This window comes from Stenotrophomonas sp. TWI809 (genome assembly GCF_039673205.1).
Lineage (GTDB): Bacteria > Pseudomonadota > Gammaproteobacteria > Xanthomonadales > Xanthomonadaceae > Stenotrophomonas.
The window spans coordinates 45,493-62,841 of record NZ_JBDJLE010000008.1; the positions used below are offsets into that span (position 1 = coordinate 45,493).

At 67.2% G+C, this 17,349-nt stretch carries 19 protein-coding genes; 15 read left to right on the plus strand and 4 right to left on the minus strand.

From position 1 onward, the window contains the following. Positions 1 to 64: 64 nt before the first annotated feature. The 6 genes from lepA to recO all read left to right on the plus strand — a co-directional run bounded on the left by lepA (position 65) and on the right by recO (position 5,486). A complete protein-coding gene (lepA, locus tag ABE472_RS08375) occupies positions 65 to 1,855 on the plus strand; it encodes a translation elongation factor 4 (RefSeq protein ID WP_313211392.1) in 1,791 nt (596 codons plus the stop codon). A gap of 100 nt (positions 1,856 to 1,955) precedes the next feature. Further along, a complete protein-coding gene (gene lepB / locus ABE472_RS08380; RefSeq protein ID WP_313211356.1) occupies positions 1,956 to 2,750 on the plus strand; it encodes a signal peptidase I in 795 nt (264 codons plus the stop codon). Positions 2,751 to 2,782: 32 nt separating this feature from the next. Next, entirely contained in the window at positions 2,783 to 3,166 is a 384-nt protein-coding gene (locus tag ABE472_RS08385) for a DUF4845 domain-containing protein (protein WP_088434521.1), read from the plus strand. Further along, on the plus strand, positions 3,156 to 3,836 hold the full coding sequence (rnc, locus tag ABE472_RS08390) for a ribonuclease III (protein ID WP_313211357.1): 681 nt from the start codon (positions 3,156 to 3,158) through the stop codon (positions 3,834 to 3,836). Before ABE472_RS08385 ends, rnc begins: the two co-directional genes overlap by 11 nt. Then, positions 3,833 to 4,729, plus strand: a complete 897-nt coding sequence (gene era / locus ABE472_RS08395; RefSeq protein ID WP_121038751.1) for a GTPase Era — start codon at positions 3,833 to 3,835, stop codon at positions 4,727 to 4,729. Before rnc ends, era begins: the two co-directional genes overlap by 4 nt. A 31-nt stretch (positions 4,730 to 4,760) precedes the next feature. Continuing rightward, positions 4,761 to 5,486, plus strand: coding sequence for a DNA repair protein RecO (gene recO / locus ABE472_RS08400; protein ID WP_346463033.1), 726 nt, complete (start codon positions 4,761 to 4,763; stop codon positions 5,484 to 5,486). A gap of 70 nt (positions 5,487 to 5,556) precedes the next feature. Here recO and ABE472_RS08405 read toward each other — a convergent pair whose 3' ends face one another. Further along, positions 5,557 to 6,291 (minus strand): response regulator, encoded by a 735-nt coding sequence (locus ABE472_RS08405; RefSeq protein ID WP_313219076.1) that lies wholly within the window; start codon positions 6,289 to 6,291, stop codon positions 5,557 to 5,559. A gap of 137 nt (positions 6,292 to 6,428) precedes the next feature. Here ABE472_RS08405 and rlmD point away from each other — a divergent pair, with 137 nt between their 5' ends. Continuing rightward, positions 6,429 to 7,763 (plus strand): 23S rRNA (uracil(1939)-C(5))-methyltransferase RlmD, encoded by a 1,335-nt coding sequence (gene rlmD / locus ABE472_RS08410; protein ID WP_346466012.1) that lies wholly within the window; start codon positions 6,429 to 6,431, stop codon positions 7,761 to 7,763. 12 nt (positions 7,764 to 7,775) lie between these two features. Here the strand turns inward: rlmD and ABE472_RS08415 are convergent, their stop codons facing one another. Then, complete coding sequence (locus tag ABE472_RS08415) at positions 7,776 to 8,387, minus strand: hypothetical protein (protein ID WP_346463031.1); 612 nt, start codon at positions 8,385 to 8,387, stop codon at positions 7,776 to 7,778. A 78-nt stretch (positions 8,388 to 8,465) separates the two neighbouring features. Here ABE472_RS08415 and ABE472_RS08420 point away from each other — a divergent pair, with 78 nt between their 5' ends. From ABE472_RS08420 to ABE472_RS08455, 8 genes are all read left to right on the plus strand, one after another. Next, positions 8,466 to 8,969 (plus strand): CYTH domain-containing protein, encoded by a 504-nt coding sequence (locus ABE472_RS08420; RefSeq protein ID WP_313211362.1) that lies wholly within the window; start codon positions 8,466 to 8,468, stop codon positions 8,967 to 8,969. Positions 8,970 to 9,014: 45 nt separating this feature from the next. Next, complete coding sequence (locus tag ABE472_RS08425) at positions 9,015 to 9,707, plus strand: DsbA family oxidoreductase (protein ID WP_346463030.1); 693 nt, start codon at positions 9,015 to 9,017, stop codon at positions 9,705 to 9,707. A 67-nt stretch (positions 9,708 to 9,774) separates the two neighbouring features. Then, complete coding sequence (gene nagZ / locus ABE472_RS08430) at positions 9,775 to 10,782, plus strand: beta-N-acetylhexosaminidase (RefSeq protein WP_265309282.1); 1,008 nt, start codon at positions 9,775 to 9,777, stop codon at positions 10,780 to 10,782. Then, positions 10,782 to 11,336: a hypoxanthine-guanine phosphoribosyltransferase gene (locus ABE472_RS08435; RefSeq protein ID WP_019183441.1), complete on the plus strand. Its 555-nt coding sequence runs from the start codon at positions 10,782 to 10,784 to the stop codon at positions 11,334 to 11,336. Before nagZ ends, ABE472_RS08435 begins: the two co-directional genes overlap by 1 nt. After that, positions 11,336 to 12,082 (plus strand): S-methyl-5'-thioinosine phosphorylase, encoded by a 747-nt coding sequence (locus tag ABE472_RS08440; protein WP_313211365.1) that lies wholly within the window; start codon positions 11,336 to 11,338, stop codon positions 12,080 to 12,082. The genes ABE472_RS08435 and ABE472_RS08440 overlap by 1 nt, the downstream gene beginning before the upstream one ends. A gap of 88 nt (positions 12,083 to 12,170) precedes the next feature. Further along, positions 12,171 to 12,377 (plus strand): cold-shock protein, encoded by a 207-nt coding sequence (locus ABE472_RS08445; protein WP_019183439.1) that lies wholly within the window; start codon positions 12,171 to 12,173, stop codon positions 12,375 to 12,377. 64 nt (positions 12,378 to 12,441) lie between these two features. Continuing rightward, positions 12,442 to 13,689 carry an NAD(P)/FAD-dependent oxidoreductase gene (locus ABE472_RS08450; protein ID WP_346466013.1) on the plus strand — a complete coding sequence of 416 codons (1,248 nt, stop codon included), beginning with the start codon at positions 12,442 to 12,444 and terminating at the stop codon, positions 13,687 to 13,689. Positions 13,690 to 13,941: 252 nt separating this feature from the next. Further along, complete coding sequence (locus ABE472_RS08455) at positions 13,942 to 14,211, plus strand: hypothetical protein (protein WP_121038721.1); 270 nt, start codon at positions 13,942 to 13,944, stop codon at positions 14,209 to 14,211. A 45-nt stretch (positions 14,212 to 14,256) separates the two neighbouring features. On the opposite strand, the gene pdeM is transcribed toward ABE472_RS08455, so the two are convergent. Both pdeM and ABE472_RS08465 read right to left on the minus strand, forming a co-directional pair. After that, positions 14,257 to 14,901, minus strand: coding sequence for a ligase-associated DNA damage response endonuclease PdeM (gene pdeM, locus ABE472_RS08460; RefSeq protein WP_313211367.1), 645 nt, complete (start codon positions 14,899 to 14,901; stop codon positions 14,257 to 14,259). Further along, positions 14,891 to 17,338, minus strand: a complete 2,448-nt coding sequence (locus ABE472_RS08465) for a ligase-associated DNA damage response DEXH box helicase (protein WP_346466014.1) — start codon at positions 17,336 to 17,338, stop codon at positions 14,891 to 14,893. Before ABE472_RS08465 ends, pdeM begins: the two co-directional genes overlap by 11 nt. Positions 17,339 to 17,349: the final 11 nt, after the last annotated feature.

Below are 17,349 nucleotides of genomic sequence, written 5' to 3' on the forward strand. Positions count from 1 at the left end.
ATGCGATAATCCGCAGTCATCCTGACGACGCGACGCGCCGCCGCCACCTATGTCTTCTGATTCGATGCGGTTCATCCGCAACTTCTCCATCATCGCCCACGTCGACCACGGCAAGTCCACGCTGGCCGATCGCATCATCCAGCTTTGCGGCGGCCTCCAGGCCCGTGAGATGGAGGCGCAGGTGCTCGACTCGAACCCGATCGAGCGCGAGCGTGGCATCACCATCAAGGCCCAGTCGGTCTCGCTGCCGTATGTCGCCAAAGACGGCCACACCTACCACCTGAACTTCATCGACACCCCCGGGCATGTCGACTTCTCCTATGAAGTCAGCCGCTCGCTGGCCGCCTGCGAAGGCGCGCTGCTGGTGGTCGATGCGGCCCAGGGCGTGGAAGCACAGTCCGTTGCCAACTGCTACACGGCGGTCGAGCAGGGCCTGGAAGTGGTGCCGGTGATCAACAAGATCGACCTGCCCACCGCCGACATCGACCGTGCCAAGGCCGAGATCGAGGCCGTGATCGGCATCGACGCCACCGACGCGGTGGCCGTCAGTGCCAAGACCGGCCTGAACGTGGGCGACGTGCTGGAAGCGATCGTGCATCGCATCCCGCCGCCGGTGCCGCGCGATACCGACAAGCTGCAGGCGCTGATCATCGACTCGTGGTTCGATAATTACCTCGGCGTGGTCTCGCTGGTGCGCGTGATGCAGGGCCAGATAAAGGCCGGCGACAAGCTGCAGGTGATGTCCACCGGCCGCAACCACCAGGTCGACAACGTCGGCGTGTTCACCCCCAAGCGCAAGGTGCTGCCGGCACTGAACGCCGGTGAGGTGGGCTGGGTGACGGCCAGCATCAAGGACGTGCACGGCGCGCCGGTCGGCGACACCCTGACCCTGGCCGCCGACCCGGCCGCCACGCCGCTGCCGGGCTTCCAGGAAATGCAGCCGCGCGTGTTCGCCGGCCTGTTCCCGGTCGATGCCGAGGATTACCCGGACCTGCGCGAAGCGCTGGACAAGCTGCGCCTGAACGATGCCGCGCTGCGCTTCGAGCCGGAAAGCTCCGAGGCGATGGGCTTCGGCTTCCGCTGCGGGTTCCTGGGCATGCTGCACATGGAAATCGTGCAGGAGCGCCTGGAGCGCGAGTACAACCTGGACCTGATCAGCACCGCGCCGACCGTGGTCTATGAAGTGCTCAAGACCGACGGCAGCATCATCAACATGGACAACCCGGCCAAGCTGCCGCCGGTGAACATGGTCGATGAGATCCGCGAGCCGATCATCCGCGCCAACGTACTCACCCCCGAGGAGTACATCGGCAACATCATCAAGCTGTGCGAAGAAAAGCGCGGCAGCCAGATCGGCATCAACTACCTGGGCAGCCAGGTGCAGATCAGCTACGAGCTGCCGATGGCCGAGGTAGTGCTGGATTTCTTCGACAAGCTCAAGTCGGTCAGCCGTGGCTATGCCTCGCTGGACTATCACTTCGTGCGCTTCGATGCCGGTCCGTTCGTCCGCGTGGACGTGCTGATCAATGGCGACAAGGTCGATGCGCTGTCGCTGATTGTGCACCGCAGCCATGCCGACCGCCGGGGCCGCGAGCTGTGCGAGAAGATGAAGGAACTGATCCCGCGCCAGCAGTTCGACGTGGCCATCCAGGCCGCCGTCGGCTCGCAGATCATCTCGCGCACCACGGTCAAGGCGATGCGCAAGAACGTGCTGGCCAAGTGCTATGGTGGCGACGTTTCGCGCAAGAAGAAGCTGCTCGAGAAACAGAAGGAAGGCAAGAAGCGCATGAAGCAGGTCGGCCGCGTGGAAATCCCGCAGGAAGCCTTCCTGGCCGTGCTGCAGATGGACAAGTAAGGCCGGATGGCTTTCCCGGCAGCGGCAGGCGGCACCGGATCGGTGTCGCCGGACGCGCAGGGGCACACCACACCGCTGCAATCGTTCCCAAGGACACTGCATGAAATTGTTTGAGCTCCTCCTGGTCGTACTGACGTTGGCCTCGGGCCTGATCCTGCTGGCCGAAAAGCTGTACTTCGCCAAGCGCCGCGCCCAGCGCGCCGGCCTGCTGGACACCGAGCCGGTGATGGTCGACTACGCGCGGGCGTTCTTCCCGGTGCTGGCGATCGTGCTGGTGGTGCGCAGCTTCATCGCCGAGCCGTACAAGATCCCGTCCAGTTCGATGATGCCCAACCTGCTGATCGGCGATTTCATCCTGGTCAACAAGTTCTCCTACGGCCTGCGCCTGCCGCTGAACAACGCCAAGGTGATCCCGTTCGGCGAGCCCAAGCGTGGCGACGTGGTGGTGTTCCATTTCCCGGGCCACTCGGACAACGATCCGGCCAAGGGTGAGAACTTCATCAAGCGCGTGATCGGCGTGCCGGGCGACCAGATCGAGTTCCAGGGCAACGGCCTGATCCTCAACGGCGAGCCGGTCAAATACGACAACAAGGGTCTGTACGCAGGCCACAACGGTCAGGGCGAGGGCAGCTCGTTGCTGGTCGAGCACCTGCCGGGCCGCACGCATACCGTGCTGGAGACCGATTACGCGCGAGGCGAAGGGCAGTGGACCGTCCCGGCCGGCAAGTACCTGGTCATGGGCGACAATCGCGACAACAGTGACGACGGCCGTTTCTGGGGCCTGCTGCCGGAGGAGAATCTCCGGGGCAAGGCGTTCCTGATCTGGCTGAACTGCTCGGGCTGGTTCTGCAAGGACGGCTTCGAACCGTCGCGGATCGGCACGGCCATCCATTGATTCATGGCACACGCGTATCTGGGGAGAACGCAATGAAGAACATGACATCGCAGCGCGGCATCACCTTGACCTCGTTCCTGGTGGTGCTGATCGTGGTCGCCTTCTTCCTGTACATCGGGATGAAGCTGTTCCCGATGTACCAGGAGTACTACGCCGTGCGGTCGGCGATGAAGAGCCTGGCCAAGGAGCCGGGCGTGGGCAACATGGAGCCGCGCCGCATCCAGGAGATGTTCTTCAAGCGCCTGTACATCAATTACTCCGAAAACGTGAAACCCGCCGACGTGAAGTTCGATCGCATCGATGGCGGCTGGAACATGAAGGTCTACTACGAAGTGCGCCGTGAAATGATCGGTAATCTGGACGTGGTGGGCAAATTTGATTCAAACCAGGAATTGACCCGTAGCGGTGCCGACTAAGACCTTCCAACGCGGTGACCTGATCGGTCACGCCTTCAACGATCCGGGCCTGCTCCAGCAGGCGCTGACGCATCGCAGCGCCGGCACGCCCAACAATGAGCGGCTGGAATTCCTCGGCGACAGCATCGTCAACATGATGGTGGCCCAGGCGCTCTACGAACGCTGGCCCAAGGCCGACGAGGGCGCGCTGACCCGTGCCCGCGCCGAGCTGGTGCGCGAAGGCGCACTGGCGGTGATCGCGCGCGAGCTGCAGCTCGGTGAGCGCCTGATCCTGGGGCCCGGCGAGATGAAGACCGGCGGCCACCGCCGTGACTCCATCCTGGCCGATGCGCTGGAAGCGGTGGTCGCGGCGATCTACCTCGATGCCGGCTTCGCCGCCTGCCAGGCGGTGGTGCTGCCCTGGTTCAGCGCCTCGATGCAGGCCCTGCCGGCCACCGGCAAGCCCGAGAAAGACCCCAAGACACGGCTGCAGGAATGGCTGCAGGCCCGACAGAAGGCGCTGCCGCTGTACGAGCTGGTGTCAGAATCGGGTGACGATCACGCCAAGACCTTCCGGGTACGCTGCGGCGTAACCGACCCCGCTGTCAGCACCGAAGGCGAAGGTGCCTCGCGACGGCTGGCCGAACAACAAGCGGCTGCCGCCGCCCTTGAGCAATTGGATTCCAAGTGAACGAAGCAACCCCCCATCGTTCCGGCAGCGTGGCCGTCATCGGTCGCCCCAACGTCGGCAAATCCACCCTGACCAACGCCCTGGTGGGCGCCAAGGTCAGCATCGTCTCCAACCGCCCGCAGACCACGCGGCACCGGTTGCTCGGCATTGCCAGCTACCCGGAAGGCCAGATCGTGCTGGTCGATACCCCCGGCCTGCACCGTGCGCAGAAGCGCGCCATGAACCGGGTGATGAACCGCGCCGCGCGCGGCTCGCTCGAGGGCGTGGACGCGGGCATGCTGGTGATCGAGGCCGGCCGCTGGGATGACGAAGACACCCTGGCCTTCAATGTGCTCAGCGACTCGGGCATCCCGGTGGTGCTGGTGGTCAACAAGATCGATCGCCTGAAGGACAAGGGCGCGCTGCTGCCGTTCCTGCAGCAGGTCACCGAAGGCCGCACCTTTGCGGCGGTGCACCCGATCTCGGCGCAGAAGCGCAACGGCCTGGAGTCGCTGGTCCGCGACCTGATGAAGCTGTTGCCGGAAGCCCCGCCGATGTTCGGCGAAGACGAGATCACCGACCGCAGCCAGCGCTTCCTCGCCGGTGAACTGGTCCGCGAGCAGCTGATGCGCCAGCTGGGCGAGGAACTGCCGTACGCGACCACGGTCGAGATCGAGCGCTTTGTCGAAGACGGCAACCTGCTGCGCATCGGCGCGGTGATCTGGGTCGAACGCGAAGGCCAGAAGGCGATCGTGATCGGCAAGGCCGGCACCCGCCTGAAGGAAATCGGCGCCAAGTCGCGCCTGCAGATGGAGCGCCTGTTCGGCGCCAAGGTCTTCCTGGAGACCTGGGTGCGCGTGCGCGAGGGCTGGTCCGACGACGAAGCCGCGCTCAAGGCGTTCGGCTACGAATAAGCCGGCCACTCCGGCCCCGGGCGGTTGAGTCATGCGCATCGACGATGAACCGGCCTTCGTACTGCACGCCCGGGCCTGGCGGGAAACCAGTCTGCTGGTCGAGGTGCTGACCGAGCAGTACGGCCGCATCGGGGTGCTGGCGCGGGGCGTGTCCAGCCCGCGCAGCCAGGCGTTGCGCGCGGCCCTGCAGCCGCTGCAGTGGATCCGCCTGACGGCCGTGCAGCGGGGCGAACTGGCCCAGCTCCGCGGTGCCGAGGCCTTGGACGCCGCGCCCCGGCTCACCGGTGAGGCGATGCTGGCCGGCTTCTATATCAACGAACTGATGATGCGGCTGGCGCCCCGCCAGGATCCGCTGCCCGAGCTGTACGATCATTACGCGCAGGTGCGTGCGCGGCTGCGTGACGGGGAGCCCCTGGCCTGGACGCTGCGTCGTTTCGAGCGCGACCTGCTGGAGGCCCTGGGCTTCGGTTTCGATCTGCTGCATGGCAGTGATGAGGAGCCGGTCGACCCGGCGGCGCGCTATGAGCTGGATCCGCAGGAGGGGCCGCGCCGCCTGCTCAGCGACCGTGGCGTGGATCAACGCCGGGGTACGGCCACCGGCAGCGCGCTGCTGGCGCTGGCCGCCGATGACATGCCGGGGCCCGAAGATCTGGGCAGCCTGCGCCGGCCGATGCGCGCAGTGCTGATGCACCATCTGGGCGGGCGGGGGCTCAAATCCTGGGAAATGCTGGAGGACCTGACCCGGCGGCGCACGTAAGCGCTGCTGGGCCGCGGGATCCTTGCGGGGTAACTCATGCGGCGCCGGTGCCCCGGCTGCCGCCCCGCGCTCACTGCAGCAGGGCGTCCACTGCCACGCGGAAGCGGTTCTGCGCACCGGTCGACTCCGGCGCCTGGTGCAGCTGCCGGACTGCCCGCGCCAGGCGGGCGGCGCCGACGAACCCGCAGCTGGCCTGCAACCGGTGCAGCTGCCCACGCAGGGCCCGTACATCGTCCTCGCGCAGGGCCTGGGCCACTGCATCGCGCACGCCGGGCAACTCGGCCAGGAACAGTTCGCGCAGCGCGATGAGGTGGTGGCGCTGCCCATTCAGCGCGGCCAGGGCGGTGGTTTCGTCCCAATCCTGACGCAGGCCGTCAGCGTCGTCCGCCTCCGGGCCGAGCGGCGCCGACAGGCTGCCCGCGGTATGCACCAGGGCGCGGCGGACGGCTTTGAGCAGGTGCTCGCGGCTCAGCGGCTTGACCAGGGTCTCGCTGAAACCGGCATCGCGCAGGCGCGAGTGGATCGAGGTGTCGCCGTCGGCGGTATGCGCCAGCGCCGGGGTATCCGGACGCGAGCGGCGCAGTTCCTGCAGCAGTTGGGTGCCATTGCCGTCGGGCAGGTTCACATCGATCAGCCACAGATCGTGTTGGCTGCCGCGGGCGCGGTCCATGGCCGTGGCCAGTGAATCGGCGGTATCGACCTGGGCCGGCAGGGTTTCCAGCGCGGCCTTGAAGAAGCCGCGGCTGATGGTGTCGTCCTCGACGAGCAGGAATCGGGGCATGGGATCCCTCGGGGTCATCTGCATTTGGGCTGCCTCCATGTCAGCTGCGCCCATCTTAAACGTGAAGTGGCCCGCCGCAAGCCTCCCGGCGGCATAGCGGCTCAGCTTGCAGTTGGTATCTGCGACAATACGCACCCTTTTTGCCCGCAGCCTGTTGCCACGTGGCCCGAACCCGCTCCCGCCTCGACCGAACCCCCTTCCAGACCGACATCCTCGACCTCAGCCATGACGGCCGTGGCGTTGCCCGCCGCGACGGCGAGGGTGGCAAGGTCACCTTCATCACCGGCGCGCTGCCGGGTGAGGTGGTGACCGCCGAGCCGACCGCGCGCAATCGTCATTTCGATGAAGCCCGGACCCTCGAGGTCGTACAGGCCTCGCCGCAGCGGGTGACCCCGCACTGCCCGCATTTCGGCGTCTGCGCCGGCTGCGTGCTGCAGCATCTGGAGGAGTCGCAGCAGATCGTGGCCAAGCAGCGCGTGCTGATCGACAACCTGACCCGGATCGGCCACGTCACGCCGGGCACCGTGCTGCCGCCGCTGGTCGGCGACAGCTGGGGCTACCGCCGCAAGGGCCGCTTCTCGGTGCGCCGCGTGGAGAAGAAGGACAAGACCCTGGTCGGCTTCCGCGAGCTGGATCCGCGCTTCGTCGCGGACCTGAGCCAGTGCCTGACCGTCATCCCGGAAATCGGCATGAAGGTCGGCGTGCTGTCCGAGTTCATCGAGACGCTCGATGGCAAGCGCGATATCCCCCAGATCGAATTCATCGCCGGCGATGACGCGATCGTCCTGACCATCCGCCACATGCAACCGCTCAGCGACGCTGACCGCGCCGCATGGACCGCCTTCGGGCAGGAACATGGTTTTGCGATCTCGCTGCAGCCCGGCGGCGTGGAGTCGGTGCACCCGCTGTGGCCGGCCGAGGTGCCGCTGTCGTTCAAGCTGGCACCGTGGGATGTCGAGCTGGCCTTCCGCCCGCTGGACTTCATCCAGGTCAACGCCAAGCTCAACGTGCAGATGATCGCCCACGCGCTGGCGCTGCTCGATGCGGGCGCGGACGAGCGCGTGCTGGATCTGTTCTGTGGGCTGGGCAACTTCACCCTGCCGCTGGCGCGCACCGTGCGCAACGTGGTCGGTGTGGAAGGCGATGCCGGCCTGGTGGCACGTGCGAAAGAGAACGCCGTGCGCAACGGGCTGGGGAATGCCGAATTCTACGCAGCGGACCTGACCCAGGACCAGCGCCAGACGCCGTGGATGCGCCAGGGCTTCGACAAGCTGCTGCTGGATCCGCCGCGCTCGGGCGCCATTGAAGTGCTGCAGCAGCTGCCGCTGAAGCAGTTCAAGCGGATCGTCTACGTGAGCTGCCATCCCGGCTCGCTGGCGCGCGACGCCGGCTACCTGGTCAATGAGCAGGGTTTCACCCTGGTCTCGGCCGGCGCGATGGACATGTTCCCGCACACCGCGCACGTGGAAAGCATCGCGGTGTTCGAAAAGCGCTGACGGCGTTCGCGCTTACCGGCCGTTCCCCGGTGCGGCGTTCTGCCACTGGCCCTGTGCGTCGAACACATAGGTCTGCGGGTAGGTCCCGCGCTCGGTGTCATCGCCCGCGGTGATATCGCAGCGGATGTCCGGCGACTGCGTGCTGTGCAGTTCGCAGTCGTCGACCGCAAGAATCTGCACGCGCTGCTGGTAGGCGCGCAGTTCGTCGCGGGCGGCGGTATCGGTGATGGATGCGGCACGATGACCGAGCTGTTCGATGAGCAGTTCGCGGACACGCTCGCGCGGGGGAACCGGCGCATCGACATCGGCCCGCTGCATCGCCCAGCCCATGCCCTGCGGAACGAAGCGCAGCATCCGGTAGCGGTTCTTGAGCCCGATCTCCATGCCGACCAGGCACTCGTAGGCACCGGTGACCGTCGTGCTGGCAAAGCACGGGCCATGCTCGAACCCGCGCGGGGTGAACATCGATTGCAGCAGCAGATCCTGCGCGGAGGCTGCCGGCGTCTTCTCCGCCTCGATCATGGCCATGATCGCCGCCTCGATCTGCGCAGGCGTGGGCGGCGTCGCGGCGAACCCGGGCAGTGGCAGCAGGGTCAACAACAGCGTGGGGAAGAGCGGCTTCATCGGGCGTCCTTGCAGGGCAGCCGGCCAGTATAGGAGCAGGCCGTGGCCGCATGATCGTGATCGCCGCATACTGTGCGCATGGGCATTGAAATCGAACGCAAATACCTCGTCACCAGTGAGGGCTGGCGCACTGCCGCGCACGCGGTGATCCCGATGGCGCAGGGCTATCTCAACGACACCGCCTCATTGGACAGCGGCGCACAGAAAGCCTCGGTGCGCGTGCGCATCCAGGGCGAGCAGGCCTTCCTCAACATGAAATCGCGCGAGATCGGGCATACCCGGCAGGAGTTCGATTACCCGATCCCGGTGGACGATGCGCGCGCGCTGCTGGCGCTGTGTGTCGGCGGGTTGATCGACAAGCGTCGGCATCTGGTCGAGCACGAGGGGCTGCTGTGGGAAGTGGACGAGTTCCTGGGCGAAAACGCCGGGCTGGTGGTGGCCGAAGTCGAGCTCGAGCACGCCGATCAGGCCATCACGCTGCCCGACTGGGCCGGCGCTGAGGTCACCGACGAGGTCCGTTATTACAATCTGGCGCTGGCTGCCCATCCGTTTTCACGCTGGTCCAGTGCTGAACGCGGCTGACCGCCAGACCTTGTAAACGCCGCGCAGCACCCACAATCTGGCGAGATGAAAATCGATATCTGGTCGGATGTGGTGTGTCCCTGGTGTTGGATCGGCAAGCACCGGTTCCAGCAGGGCCTGGCGCTGTTGGGGGATGACGCCACCGAGGTGGAGGTGCACTGGCACCCCTTCCTGCTGGATCCCGACGCGGGCACCACCCCGGTACCGCTGCGCGAGGCCTATGCGGCCAAGTTCGGCAGTGCCGAGCGCACCGAGCAAATCCTGACCCAGACCCAGACCGCTGCGCGCGCTGAAGGCCTGCCGATGGATTTCGACCAGGGCCAGGTCCGGGTCACCACGCTGCCAGCGCACCGCCTGATGTGGCTGGCCGGGCGTGAAGGCGTCCAGGCCGCGGTCGGCGAGGCCCTGTTCCGCGCGCATTTTGCAGAGGGCCGCAACCTGGCCGAGCCGCAGACCCTGATCGATGCCGGCGCCGCCGGTGGCCTCAGCGCCGATCGGATCACCACACTGCTGGCCGGTGAGGAAGGGCTGGCGGAGATCCAGGCACAACTGGCGCAGGCGCAGCGGTTTGGCATTCAGTCGGTGCCCACCTTCGTGATCGACGATACGTACGCCATCCAGGGGGCCCAGCCGCCGGAGGCCTTCGCCCAGGCGCTGCGCCAGATCGCGGCGGAAACCCCGCCGGCAGGGGCTGCCGGGCAGGGCGCTGGCTGCGCCCCGGACGGCTGCGAGGTCTGACGCTGCGCGCGGGTTCTGCGACAATGCGGCAGTGCGCCATGGTGGCGCCCCGTATTGGAGACACCCCATGCTCGTGATCGGCGTTGCCGGGACCGAACTCACCGCCCAGGAACGCGAGTGGCTGCAGCATGACGCCGTGGCCGGCGTGATCCTGTTCAAGCGCAATTTCGCCTCGCGCGAGCAGGTGGCCGAGCTGTCGGCGGCCATCCGCGCCGCCGCGCCGCGCCCGCAGCTGATCTGCGTGGACCAGGAAGGCGGGCGCGTGCAGCGCTTCCGCGACGGTTACAGCGCGCTGCCGCCGCTGCAGGGCTTCGATGCCCTGTACGCCACCGATCCCGAGGCTGCGCTGGCATTGGCCGAACAGCATGCCTGGCTGATGGCCAGTGAAGTGCGCGCCAGCGGCGTGGACCTCAGCTTCGCCCCGGTGGTCGATCTGGGCCGTGGCAACCTAGCCATCGGCGATCGCGCGTTCAGCGCGGACCCGCAGGTGGTGGCTGCGTTCACCGCTGCCTATGTGCGCGGCATGCACAGCGTCGGCATGGCTGCCACGCTCAAGCATTTCCCCGGGCACGGCACCGTGCTGGAGGACACCCATTTCCACGATGCCAGCGACCCGCGTTCGCTCGATGAACTACGCGCGCTGGACCTGATCCCGTTCGCGGCCGGCATCACTGCCGGCGCCGATGCGGTGATGATGGCCCACGTGGTCTACCCACAGGTCGCGCCGGAGCCGGCCGGCTACTCGCCACGCTGGATCCAGCAGATCCTGCGCGAGGAGATGGGCTTCCGTGGTGTGGTCTTCTCCGATGACATCGGCATGGCCGCCTCGTTCTCGGCCGGCGGCGTCAAGGCGCGCGTGGATGCGCACCTGGATGCCGGCTGCGACGTGGTGCTGGTCTGCCACCCCGAACTGGTGGAAGAATCACTGCGCGCGGTCGAAGGCCGCACCCTCAACACCGCTGCGCTGCTCGGCCTGATCGGTCGCGGCGCGCTGGGCTGGGACGGCCTGCTGGCCGATTCCCGCCACGGCACCACCCAATCCCGTTTGCTTGACACCCTTGGAAGAACCGTCTGATGCCCAACCTCACCATTTCCCAGGCCCTGGCCCAGGCCGACCTGCTGGTCGACCGTCCCACCATCGACAAGGCCATCGCTGGCATCGCCGACGCCATCGCGCGCGATTACAAGGGCGAGGTCCCGCTGTTCCTGTCGATCATGCACGGCGCGCTGCCGTTCGCCGGCCAGCTTGCGCTGGAGCTGGGCGCACGCGGCCAGGACGTGCAGTTCGATTACCTGCACGCCACCCGCTACCGCGGTGAAACCACCGGCGGCGATCTGGTCTGGAAGCACAAGCCGGCCACCGCGCTGTTCGGCCGCCGCGTGCTGCTGGTCGATGACATCCTGGATGAGGGTTACACGCTGCAGGGCGTGCGCACCTGGTGCCTGGAGCAGGGTGCCACCGACGTGCGCATCGCCGCGCTGACGGTCAAGCTGCACGACCGCGCGCTGCCGGACGTCAAGGCCGACTACGCTGGCATCGACCTGCCGGACCGCTACGTGTTCGGGTTCGGCATGGACGTCAACGAGACGCTGCGCTGCGTGCCGGCCATCTACGCGATGAAGGAATGATGGAGCACATTTCTCTCGCCGTCATCGGCGGCACCGGCGTCTACAAGCTGGCCCAGCTCGATGACGTGAGCAGCCACCAGGTCGAGACACGGTACGGCACGCCGTCCGGTCCGATCCGCGTCGGCACGCTGCTGGGCCAGCGCGTGGCCTTCCTGGCGCGCCACGGTGAAGGCCACTCGCTGCCGCCGCACAAGATCAACTACCGCGCCAACCTCGCCGCGCTCCAGCAGATCGGCGCGCAGCGCGTGCTTGCGCTCAATACGGTTGGCGGGATCACCGAACCGTTCGGCCCGCGCGTGCTGGCCTGCCCGGACCAGCTGATCGATTACACCTGGGGCCGCATCTCCACCCTGTGCGAAGAGCCGGGTACCGAGGTGCTGCACGTGGACTTCGGGCACCCGTATACACCGATGCTGCGCAGCAAGGTGCTGGCCGCGGCGAAAGTGACCGGCGTGCGCCTGCAGGACGGTGGTTGCTACGGTGCCACCCAGGGCCCGCGCCTGGAAACCAATGCGGAAATCGCGCGCATGCGCCGCGATGGCTGCGATCTGGTCGGCATGACCGGGATGCCCGAAGCGAGCCTGGCCCGTGAGCTTGGCCTGGACTATGCGTGCCTGGCGATTGTGGCCAACTGGGCCGCCGGCTGTGGCGATGGCGATGAAATCACGATGGCCGAAGTACTGGCCAATGTGGACGCTGCCTCCTCCGGCCTGCCCGAATTGATCGGTGAATTGGCACGGGGGTGATTGTCATTCCGGTACAAGGTTTGCATACTCCGCCAGTGCGCTGGTTGAGCGTACACCACCCATTCATAGAAGAAGGTCTCGCATCACCATGCCGAACGGTACCGTCAAGTGGTTCAACGACGCCAAGGGATTTGGCTTTATCTCGCCGGAGGACGGCAGCGCCGACGTCTTCGCGCACTTCTCCGCGATCAACTCCAAGGGCTTCCGCAGTCTGCAGGAAGGCCAGAAGGTCACCTATGACGTGACCCAGGGCCCGAAGGGCGCCCAAGCCTCGAACATCGTGCCGGCTGAGTGATTTTTTCAGCTGCGCATTGAAAACCCCGCTTCGGCGGGGTTTTTTTTCATCAGTGAGTCCGCGCATGTCCCCTCGTCGCACCATCGCCATCGTCGGTTACGGCACCGCTGGCCAAGCAGCGTCGATCCTGCTTTCACGTGACCATCACGAGGTGCACGTATTCGAGCGTGCCCCCACCCCGGGTCCCGTCGGTGCGGGGTTCCTGCTCCAGCCCAGCGGTCTGGACGTGCTCTGGCAGATGGATCTGCTGCCCGCGGTGCTCCGCCACGGCGCTGCCGTGCGTCGCCTGTACGGCGAGACGCCGTGCGGACGCGCGGTGATGGACATGCGGTATGTCCATCTGGATGCCGCACTGTACGGCGTGGGCATGCAGCGCGGCGCGTTGTTCTCGCTGCTGGCAGCTGCGTGGGAACAGCCGGGCAACCTGCAGGCCGGTACTGCCATCGTCGAGGTCGACACCGCGCAGGGACGCGTGCGTGACACAGACGGGCGCTGGCACGGGCCGTACGATCTGGTGATTGCGGCCGATGGTGCCGCCTCCTCGCTGCGCGCGCAGGTGCAGGGCACCTCGCTGGACCGCGAATACCCGTGGGGCGCGCTGTGGTGCCTGCTGCCGCGCGGCGACTGGCCGCACGTGGATGAACTGCGGCAACGCTATGTGGCCGCGCGCAAGATGATCGGGCTGCTGCCGGTAGGGACCCGGCCGGGCAACGATGCGCCACAGCTGAGTTTCTTCTGGAGCCTGCCACGTGACCGCTTCGCACAGTGGGAGCGTGACGGCATGGCCCGCTGGCTCGATGAGATCGCCACGCTGTGGCCGCAGGCGCATGAGCGCCTCGCCGGCGTGACGGAACCGGGTCAACTGGCCCGCGCCGGGTACCGCGACGCCGTGCTCTCGCGCTGGCATCGCGGGCGGCTGGTGCTGGTCGGCGATGCGGCGCACGCGATGAGTCCACAGCTGGGGCAGGGCGTGAACATGGCGCTGATGGATGCGCTGGCGTTGCGCGACGCACTGCGTGCGCACGCCGATGCCGATGTCGCGCTGCGGGCCTACCAGGTGCAGCGGCGCGCCCACGTGGCGATCTACCAGTACTGGAGTCGATGGCTGACGCCCTTGTTCCAGTCCGAACGTGATGGACTGGCGCGCGCACGCGATGTGCTGTTCCAACCCATGGGCCGCGTGCCGGGTGGGCGCGGGCATATGCTCCGCGTGCTCAGCGGAACCCAACGTGGCTGGCTGGGCAGACTGCCGTTGTCGCCCGCGTTCGTGCAGGCGATGCATGCCCCGCGAGCGACGGATGGCATCAGCTGATAACCCTGTGTATCGGTGCACGCGCCGATGTGAAGGCGTGAATAACATTCATTGACGGTGGACTCACCGCTGGCATGGGACAACACTCTGGCAAACGCAGCGCTCGCGCACTTATCCATGCGCGCCCTGCTGACACCGCTGATGCGCGTCCAATTCCTGATCGCGTGGAGGTCCGCGACGGCGGGGTGGTACGGTGATGCTGCGTTTGCGACCTACGGTCCGGTGGACCGATCGCAACCCAAGGAGATTGAAATGCTGTTCTCGGCCGAAACTCTGGAAAGTGAAATCCGCAAACTGCGCGGACTACTGCAGATGCTGCATGAGGATCAGCCGGACGTGATGGAAGACGTGTTCGAGTTCCATGTGACCAGCCTCATCACGCACGCCGCGCCGGAGCACCATCCGCGCATCCGTGCCGCCGCCCATGACATGCTGACCGCGATCCAGCGGCAACCCGTGCGGCCCAATCCGAATGCACCGGATATCCGGTTGATGCCCGACCTGTTGGCCTCGGCTGCCTGATCCAGGCAACGTAGCTGGGGTCACGTACGGCGCGCGCTGTAAGAATCAGCGCGCCGGCAACGCGATGGCCTGGTCTTCGACACAGGCCACCAGCTGCTCGCCGGCACCGAGCACCGGTGCGATGCCGGCGGTGAATCCGGAAAACGCCGGCAGGATCGTCATTCCCTCGCGCATCCAGAACGACGGCCACCGCCGCTGCATGCCGGGCAGGCGTGCCAGCGGGTGCAGATGGCCGCACAGCACATGCAGGCCCGGCTGACGCTGCGGTGCATGGCGCAGCAGGAAGGGCCCCTCCTGCACACGCTCGCCGAGCAGTTCGATGCCCAGGTCGGCCTTGGGCAACACCCGGTCGTGATTGCCTTCGAGCGCGCCGATCCACAGGTGGGAATGCTGCTCGCGCCATCCCTGCCATTGCCGGTACCACGCCGCGCGATGCGCCGCGCCATGCAGGACATCCCCGAGAATCCACAGATGGCGCACGTCGTGGTGCTGCACCATCGCGCCCAGCCGTTGCAGATCATCGGAGGTGCCGCCACTGGGCAGGCCGATGCCCGATCGCCGGAACAGGTCGGCTTTGCCCAGATGCAGATCGGCGATCAACAGTGCGTGCCGTGCCGGCCAATGCAGCGCACGCGCGCCAAGCAGATGGACGGTCTCGCCGGCGAGGGTGATCGGCAGTTCAGGCGCCATGGCGCTTCTCCAGTTGCTGTGCGGCGCGCAGGACGCGGGTCTTCCAGTCTTCGTTGCTGAGCTGGCCGCGCAGCCGCTCGGCCCAGAGTGGGAAGGACAGTGGGCCCAAGCTGGCGGGATGCTGCAGGCTCAGCGTGCGCGCCTGGCAGGTGGTGAGGGCGCGGGCCAGGCTGTCGAGATCGAGTTGATCGTGCAGCACTTCGTGTTCGGCCAGCGTCAGCAGGATGTGATCCGGATCATGTTGGCGCAGGACGTCGTACAGCAATCCGCTGGAGGCCTGCAGCTGACGCAGGCTGCGCGGTGTCCGCCCTGGCAGCGCGGGTACCAGCATGCCGGACACGCGCGCGATGTCGCGGAACTGGCGTCGGGCAAGCTCGCCCAGATTGAGGCTCTCGCGCAGATCCGCAAGCAGTCCCTGCGGTTCCAGCAACGCGCGCACGCGCGCCGCATCGATCTCAATCGCACGTGCCGGGGCGAGCACGAAACCGTAATCGTTGGCCGCGTAACCGAACGTATTGCTCTGCAGGCGCGTCCAGCGCATCGCCATCAACGCGGCCAGCCCTTCATTGACCTGACGGCCGGCGAAGGGATACACGAACACGAACTGGCCTTCGCGCCGGCGGACATGCTCCACCAGCAGCAGCTCGGGCCCGGGCAGGGCCGACAGGCGCATCTGCAGCGCCAACAGTGGCGCCAACCACCGCATCTCCGGGCTCTCGGGCGGGTGGGCCAGCACGGTTTCCATTTCATGCCCGAGCGCGTCCGACAGCGGCAACCGACCGCCCTGCCAACGCGGTACCACCCCATCGCCGCCGCGCGCTACGCGCACGTAGGCGGTCAGGTTCTCCAGCCGCACCAGTTCCAGCAGGCGGCCGGCGAACTGGAAGCGATCGCCCGGGCGCAGCCGGCTGAGGAACTGTTCCTCCACCGCGCCGAGCCGGCCGCCGCGCAGGAACTGCACCATGACGCTGCCATCGCTGGTGATGGTGCCGATCGACAATCGATGCCGCAGCGCGACGCGGCGGTCATGCACGCGATAGAGGCCATCGTCATCGCGCACGACCTTGTGGAAGTCCGGGTACTGCGACAGCGCGCGCCCGCCCTGCACGATGAACTCCAGCACGCCCTCCCAGTGCGCGCGGTCCAGCCCGGCAAAGGCATGCGTGCGCCGTACCTGCTCGAACAGCGCATCGGGATCGAAGCCGCCACCGAGGGCGCAGCTCACGGCATGTTGCGCCAGCACGTCCAGGGACAGCCGCAGCGGCCGGCGTGCTTCGATGTGGCCGTGGGCGAGCGCGCGCCTTGCCGCTGCGTACTCAATGAGCTCCAGCGCATGGGAGGGCACGCAGACGATGTGGCCCGATTCGCCGGGGCGGTGCCTGGCGCGCCCCGCACGCTGAAGCAACCGTGCGATGCCCTTGGGGCTGCCGATCTGCAGGACCTGGTCGACATTGGGGAAATCGACGCCGAGATCCAGGCTGGAGGTGGCGACCACGCAGCGCAGCCGGCCCTCGCGCAGGCCTTCCTCGGCCGCGCGGCGCAACGCCGGGTCGAGCGAGCCGTGGTGCAGCGCGAGCGTGGCCGGGTCTTCCGGCCACACCGCGGACAGCGCCTGGTGCCAGAGCTCGGCGTGGGCACGGGTGTTGGTGAACAGCAGGCTGGTACGCACTGTCAGCAGTTTTTCCAGCACGCGCTGCAACTGCGACAGACCCAGATGGCCCGCCCACGGGAAGCGCTCGCCCTGCGCGGGCAGCAGCGTTTCCACACTGACCGGGCGCGGCCGCGCACCAGCCACCAGCGGGGCATCGGGCACATCGGGCAACAGCACTTCGCGCGCTTCGTCCAGATTGCCCAGCGTCGCTGACAGCCCCCACACCTGCAGCGCGGGCAGGGCATCGCGCAGGCGGCGCAGATTCAACTGCAGCAGCACACCGCGCTTGTTGCCGAGCAGTTCGTGCCACTCATCCACCACCACGCAGCGCAGGTGCTGCAGGCGCGCCATCGTATCGGGATAGCTCAGCAGCAGCGCCAGTGATTCGGGCGTGGTCACCAGCACATCCAGCCGCCCTTCACGCGCCAGGCGCTTGTCGCGCGCGCTGGCATCGCCGGTACGCAGGCCCACCTGCCAGTCCAACCCGAGGGCATCCAGCGGCTCACGCAGTGCGCGCGCCGTGTCGGCGGCCAGTGCGCGCAGCGGGGTGATCCACAACACCTGCAGGACCGGTACGGGCGTCTTCGCGCGGCCGCGGGTGGTTCGGGGCGGTGGATCGTTGAGTGCCTGCAGCAGCGGCCCACCGAACATCGCCAGCGTCTTGCCGCTGCCGGTCGGTGTGTGCAGCAGGCCGGACCCGCCGGCCAGGTAATGCCGCCACATCGCTCTCTGGAAGGGCAACGGTGCCCAGCCCCGGCTGGCGAACCACGCCGTCAGGCGGGCCATGGCCTCGCGTC